General features: G+C 74.2%; 6 protein-coding genes. 4 read left to right on the forward strand and 2 right to left on the reverse strand.

Annotated features, from left to right (window positions below; all coding sequences use genetic code 11):
* Nucleotides 1-58 precede the first annotated feature (58 nt).
* Nucleotides 59-955 carry an aminoglycoside phosphotransferase family protein gene (locus ABZ128_RS31365; protein WP_356852770.1) on the forward strand — a complete coding sequence of 299 codons (897 nt, stop codon included), beginning with the start codon at nucleotides 59-61 and terminating at the stop codon, nucleotides 953-955.
* Here ABZ128_RS31365 and ABZ128_RS31370 read toward each other — a convergent pair.
* Nucleotides 946-1632 carry a DUF4230 domain-containing protein gene (locus ABZ128_RS31370; RefSeq protein WP_356852756.1) on the reverse strand — a complete coding sequence of 229 codons (687 nt, stop codon included), beginning with the start codon at nucleotides 1630-1632 and terminating at the stop codon, nucleotides 946-948. The genes ABZ128_RS31365 and ABZ128_RS31370 overlap by 10 nt on opposite strands.
* A gap of 158 nt (nucleotides 1633-1790) precedes the next feature.
* Nucleotides 1791-2150 carry a hypothetical protein gene (locus tag ABZ128_RS31375; protein ID WP_356852757.1) on the reverse strand — a complete coding sequence of 120 codons (360 nt, stop codon included), beginning with the start codon at nucleotides 2148-2150 and terminating at the stop codon, nucleotides 1791-1793.
* A 399-nt stretch (nucleotides 2151-2549) separates the two neighbouring features.
* Here ABZ128_RS31375 and ABZ128_RS31380 point away from each other — a divergent pair, with 399 nt between their 5' ends.
* The 3 genes from ABZ128_RS31380 to ABZ128_RS31390 are packed head-to-tail and all read left to right on the forward strand — an operon-like array spanning nucleotide 2550 to nucleotide 6063.
* Nucleotides 2550-3890 carry a uracil-xanthine permease family protein gene (locus tag ABZ128_RS31380; protein ID WP_356852759.1) on the forward strand — a complete coding sequence of 447 codons (1341 nt, stop codon included), beginning with the start codon at nucleotides 2550-2552 and terminating at the stop codon, nucleotides 3888-3890.
* Nucleotides 3891-3913: 23 nt separating this feature from the next.
* Nucleotides 3914-5356 carry an amidohydrolase family protein gene (locus ABZ128_RS31385; protein ID WP_356852761.1) on the forward strand — a complete coding sequence of 481 codons (1443 nt, stop codon included), beginning with the start codon at nucleotides 3914-3916 and terminating at the stop codon, nucleotides 5354-5356.
* Nucleotides 5353-6063 (forward strand): sulfite exporter TauE/SafE family protein, encoded by a 711-nt coding sequence (locus tag ABZ128_RS31390; protein ID WP_356852763.1) that lies wholly within the window; start codon nucleotides 5353-5355, stop codon nucleotides 6061-6063. The genes ABZ128_RS31385 and ABZ128_RS31390 overlap by 4 nt, the downstream gene beginning before the upstream one ends.
* The last annotated feature ends 127 nt before the right edge of the window (nucleotides 6064-6190 follow it).

Below are 6190 nucleotides of genomic sequence, written 5' to 3' on the forward strand. Positions count from 1 at the left end.
CGTGACCTCCATCGGATCCCCGCCCCCCGTCCGGGTCCCTGCCGCCCTGGCCTCCTCCATGCCGGGCGCAGCATGGCGCGCCTGGACCGCCGGTCTGCCCGCGCTGGCCGAGGCGTACCTGGCCCGCTGGGACCTGCGCCCGGACGGGCCGCCCCGGCACGGGGCCCTCGCCCTCGTGCTGCCGGTGGTCCGGCGGGACGGCACGCAGGCGGTCCTCAAGCTGCAGCCAGTCGACGACGAGACCCGGGGGGAGCCCGTCGCGCTCCGCTCCTGGGGCAGTTCCCACGCCGTCGCCCTGCTCGACCACGATCCGGAGTCCGGCACGATGCTGCTGGAACGCCTCGACGCCGACCGGTCATTGGCAGCCGTCCCCGATCCCACCGAAGCCCTGCAGCGCCTGGCGGAGTTGCTGGCAGGCCTCGTGGCGGCCCCGGCCCCCGCGGGACTGCCGCTCCTGGCCGACATCGCGGGAGCCATGCTCGACCGGGTGCCCGGCGGACGGGCCCGGCTGGCCGACCCGTCCGAGCGCCGTCTGCTGGACACCTGCGCCGCCGCGGTGCGGGACGTCCTGGACGAACCCGGTGACCGCCTCCTGCACTGGGACCTGCACTACGACAACGTCCTCGCACCCCTCGCACGCACGCCCGCGCACTCCCCGGAACGCTCGCCGTGGCTGGCCATCGACCCCAAACCCCTCTCCGGCGACCCCGGCTTCGAGCTGCTGCCCGCGCTGCGCAACCGCTGGGACGACGTCGCGGGTGCCTCGGACGTCTCCCGGGCGGTACGCCGCCGGTTCCACCTCATGACCGAGGTCCTCGGCCTCGACCGGGAGCGGGCCGCGCGCTGGACGCTGGGCCGCGTGCTGCAGAACGCCCTGTGGGACATCGAGGACGGAGCCGCGGGGCTCCAGCCGGAGCAGATCGCCATCGCCGGGGCGCTGCCGGCTCAGCCGTAGCTGACCGTCACCCGCCGGAAGCCGAGGCTGCGCAGCAGCCGGTCGAGCATGGCCGTGGTGTTCTCCTCGGCGCGCGCGGCGAGTCCGCTGTCGCGGGCCGCTTCGCCGATGTGCTGCGCGGCCAGCCGTTGCACGGCCTGTTCGCCGGCGGGGTTGTCGGAGAACAGGTCGCCGAGCCGGTCCAGCAGGCCGCGCTGCTTCGACACGGCGTACGAGCGGTCCGGGTCGAGGGAGGCGGGGCCGAGCACCGCGTGCGGCAGCCGGATCGCGGCCTCGGTGCGGTCCCCGTTCACGGTCACGCTGCCCTCGTCCAGCCCGCCCATGTCGACGTACCCGCCGACCGTGCCGGCGCCGACGTACAGGGTGCGGGTCCCGCGGATCGCGTCCGGGAGGAAGGCCGCGTCCTTCTCCAGGTCGACGACCACCTGGAAGTTCCCGACGGCGCCCTCGTAACGGTGCATGTCCTGGATCGATTTGAGCAGCGCGGGACCGGAGCGGTCGCGGGTGGTGTCCCCGCGGAACAGGCCGCCGAAGCCGGGCAGCAGGCTGAAGCGGGCGACGAGGACGAACAGCACCACCAGGGCCGCCAGGGCGGCGGCCACCCGCCCCCACCACGGAATCCCGGTTCGGCGCCGCGGGGTTGCCGACACGTCGGAGGAACGCGAAGAGGTGTCCATACCCACCGTTTACCCCGCCGGGCGCGGAGCACGGCTCCCCGGCATGCTCCGGCCGACGGCGCGGCCGCGGCGGTGAGGGCCGGCCCGGGGGTCCGGACCGGCCCTGGCAGGGTCCGTCTACCGGCTCAGGCTCCGGCAGTCCTGGTCGTGGTGGCGGTTCAGTGGTCGGAGTAGCTGAAGTCGCCCATGGTCCAGGCGCTCACGTCCCCGATGGCCACGCGGTACATGCCACCGGTCTCCGGGATCCCGACCGTGCCCTGCAGGATCCTCGCGACGTGGAAGTGCAGGTGTGTGGGCGGCCGGCCCTTGCTCGTGGAGGCGCTGAAGATGCCGGAGAACTCGCCCAGCCGGGCCGAGTCCGTCAGCACCTCCGACACACGTTGCCGCCACACGGCTTCAGGCGCCAGCCGGCCGGTGATGACGGCTCCTCCGGCGACCACGGTCAGGGACATCTGAGTGCTTTGCCCGGACTCCACGAGCGCGGCGATGTCAACGAGCAGTTCGTCAGGCTTCGACATGGAAGCCAAGTCTATTCACCTGCCGCCGTCACCCCGCCCCGGCCCGCGTCAACCCGTTGACGTAATAGGGCCGTCGGCGCCGCCCGGTGCCTCCGGCTGCCGGAGCCGGCCGTAAGCGGACGGACAACAGGCCCGCTTGCCGGGTCTATTGACGTGCCCCAGAGACCCTTACATACTGGCGGCCAAATCGATTTGGCCCCGCTGTTGCGGCCCCCGTCCCGGGCCGTGCCGTGGCCATATCCGGAACGAGCCGAACGGAGCTCGCACGTGCCCTGGTCCCGTCCCGTGTCCCGCCGTTCTTCCCCGCCGACGTCCCCCTCCGCACCGGCCGGAGCCGAATCCGGTCCCGCACCCCGTCCCGCACCGGCCGGAGCCGAACCCCGTCCCGAGCCCCATCCCGTGGACGAGGCCCGTCCGCTGGGCAGGATCCTCCTCTTCGGCGTCCAGCACGTCCTGGTGATGGCCGCGACCCCCATCTCGGCGATCTTCCTGATGAGCGCGACGCTCAAGCTCGATGCCGGGCTGACGGTCAATCTGCTCTCCGCGGCTTTCGTCCTCTCGGGGATCGGTTCACTCATCCAGTCGCTCGGCCCCTGGAAGTTCGGTCCGCGGCTGCCGTTCGTCATGCTGCCCGGCGGCGCGCCGCTGATCCTGTTCCTGGCCATCGCCGATCAGCACGGGCTGCGCACCGCGACCGGTGCCGTGATCATCACGGCCGCCTTCTACTTCGTGTTACTGCCGGTCTTCTCCCGGCTGCTCGTCTTCTTCCCCGCCCTGGTCATCGGCACGATGATCGTCATCGTCGGCGTCAACCTCGTGAAGGTCGGGGCGGTCCTCGTCACCGGCCGACCGGGGGAGCCCGGCTTCGCGGACCCCACGCACCTCGCCCTGGGCCTGGCGACGATCGGCTTCACCGTCGCGTTCTACCGGCTGTTCACCGGGATCCTGCGCCAGCTCGCCGTGATGCTCGGCCTCGTCGCCGGTACCGTCCTCGCCTTCGCCCTCGGCTCCGTCGACCTCGGCCGGGCGGCCCACGGCCCGCTGCTGAACGCCCCCCAGCTGCTGCCTTTCGGCTCGCCCCAGTTCAACCTGGTGGCCGCGCTGCCCCTGATGCTCTACAGCATCGCCTCGATGGCCGAGGCCACGGGCCAGACCGTGATCAACGCCGAGGCGGTGGGCAAGCAGATCGACCGGCGCACCGACGTGCCCAAGACCATCCGGGGTGACGCCGCGGCCTCCCTCATCGGCGGTTTCTTCGGGCTGCCGCTGATGGTGACCAGCGGCGAGAACATCGGCATCGTCCGCGTGACCGGGGTGCGCAGCCGCTACGTCACCGCCGCGGCCGGCGCCGTGCTGATCCTCATCGGCTTCCTCGCCCCCGTCACCCGGGTGATCGCCGTGGTGCCCTCGGCGGTCGTCGGCGGTACCGCCATGGTCGTCTTCGCCGTGATCACCGTGCTCGGCATCCAGATGCTGGGCCGCGCCGACCTCGACCGGCACACCCACACCTTCGTCTGCGCCGTCGCCCTCGCGCTCGGCCTGCTCCCCATCCTGGTCCCGGGCGTGTACGCGGGCTTCCCCCCGGGCGTCCGGATCCTCCTCGAAAGCGGCGTCGCCGTCGGGGCGTTCACCGCGGCCGTGCTCAACGTCCTGTTCCACCACACCCGCCCGGGCCCCGTGCGCAAGCCGGCCCCGGTACCCGATCCGGCGACGGCCGACGCCCGGCCCGCACATTCGTGAACCCCTCCAGCGGAAAGAGAACCATGAGCAACACCCTGTCACCGGCCTTCCTGCAGGGAACCGGCCCGCGGCTGTTCGTACCCGAGGTGGTGATCACACCCCAGGGGGCCCTCGAAGCCCATGCCGTCGTCGTGGCCGACGGCTCCTTCGCCGCGGTCGGCCCCGCCGCCGAACTGGAACGCCGAAACCCCCGGCTGACGCCCGTACGGCTGCCCGGCCACGCGCTGATGCCCGGCTTCGTCGACGCCCACCACCACCTGACCCAGAGCTTCGGGGCGGCGCTGGCCTTCGGTGAACCCTCGGAGATATTCCGCCGGGTGTGGGCGCCCCTGGAGGCCGCGCTGGACGAGGAGTCCGCCTACGTGGCGGCGAAGCTCGCGGCGCTGGAGGCGCTGCGCGGCGGGTTCACCACCGTGGCGGACGCCGGGACCCGGGCCGCCGTGGACGTGGAGGCCGTGGCGTCCGCGACGCGCGACGCCGGCATCCGCTGCGTGCTCGCCCTCCTCTGCAACGACGCCCCCGCCCCGGAACGGGCCACGGGCGCCGGGCACTGCGGTGCGCCGGGCGGCGACGTCCTCGCGGCGGCCGAGAAGCACCTGGCCCGTTACGCCGCGGACGACCTGGTCCACCCCTCCCTCGCGGTCTCCGTCCCCGAAGCCGCGACGGACCGCACCCTGCACGCCACCGCCCGCCTGGCGGCGGAAGCGGACGCCGTCGTCCAGATCCATGCCAACGAGCACCTCGTCGCCGTCGAACGCTCCCTGGTGACGCACGGACTGCGCCCCCTGGAACACCTGCACCGCGTGGGCGCCCTGGGGCCCCAGCTGCTGGCGGCCCACGCCACCCTCCTGACCCCCGGCGAGCTCACCCTGCTCGCCGACACCGGGACCGCCGTCAGCTACAACCCGGTGGCCAGCGCCTGGAAGGGCAACGCCGTCGCCCCGGCGGCCCTCATGGCGGAGCGCGGCATCCGCCTCGGGCTGGGGACGGACGGAACCCGCGGCGACGCCTTCCGGCTGGCCGACGCGGCCGAGACCGCGCAGCGCCTGGCCTACGGGCTCGCCTCCGGCGACTCCTCCTGCGGGGCCGGCTGGACCTGGCTGGAGCACGCCTCCCGCGGCGGGGCCGACGTCCTAGGCCTCGCCGACCGTGCGGGCACCGTGAGCGAAGGGGCCGCCGCCGACTTCCTGCTGGTCGACATCACCACGCCCGAGCTGCGGCTGTCGTGGGACCTGCCCTGGGAGCTGGTCCGGCGCGGCAACCGGGACCAGATCAGCGCCGTGTTCGTCGCGGGCCGCCTGCGGCTGTGGCAGGGATGGCCGCCCGACTGGGACGGGCCGGCCCTGGTGGAGCGGGCGGCCGGACTCGCCCGCGCCGTCGTGGGGCGGGCCGCGGTGACCCGTACGCATCCCACCTCCTCCGCCGCCCGCGCGGAGCGCCGCGGCAGGCGGAGCGTGGCACGGTGACCACGCAGGCCCTGGTGGTCCTGGCGGTGACGGTCGCGGTGGCGGCGTTCGTCCAGGGCGCCGGCGGACTCGGGTTCGCGCTGATCGTCGCCCCGGTGGCCGGTCTGCTGGACCCGGCCCTCGTGCCGGTGTTCGTCCTGGCGTCGATGATCCCGCTCAACGCGTACGTCGCCTGGCGGGAGCGGGCCAGCCTCGACCTGCGCGGCGCCGGCTGGATCACCGGGGCGCGGCTCGCGGCCACCCCCGGCGGGCTCCTGCTGCTGTGGGCGATCCCCGCCGGGCGGCTCGGCCTCTTCGTGGGGGCGGCCACCGTGCTGGCGGCGCTCGTCAGCCTGGCCGCCCCGGCCTTCACGCCCTCCCGCGGGGCGTACGTGGGTGCCGGACTGGTGACCGGGCTGACCGAGACCGCGACCGGGGTCGGCGGGCCGCCGCTCGCCCTGGTCTACCAGCACCGCCCGGCCGCCGAGTTGCGGGCCACGATCGCCGTGTGCTTCCTCGTCGGCGAAGTGGCCTCGCTGGCCCTGCTGTTCGCGACGGGCCGGGCAGCGCCGGCCCAGCTGGGCCAGGCCGTGCTGCTGCTGCCGGCCCTGGCCGCGGGAGCCTGGCTCAGCAGGCTGGTGCACCACCGGCTCGACGCCCGCCGGACGAGGCTGTTCGTCCTGGTCTTCGCCCTGGTGTCCGGGGCGCTGCTCATGCTGGGTCCGTGACCCGCAGCGACGAGGCGCGGGGGACGAGGCGGGGGGGGGGGGGGGGGGCCCGCGCGCGCGGGGGCCCGGCCCCCCGCCGCGCCCGCGCGGCCCCCGCCCCTTATCTCATCAATCTCTGTGCTTTAGA

This window comes from Streptomyces sp. NPDC006326 (assembly GCF_040612915.1).
Taxonomy (GTDB): domain Bacteria; phylum Actinomycetota; class Actinomycetes; order Streptomycetales; family Streptomycetaceae; genus Streptomyces.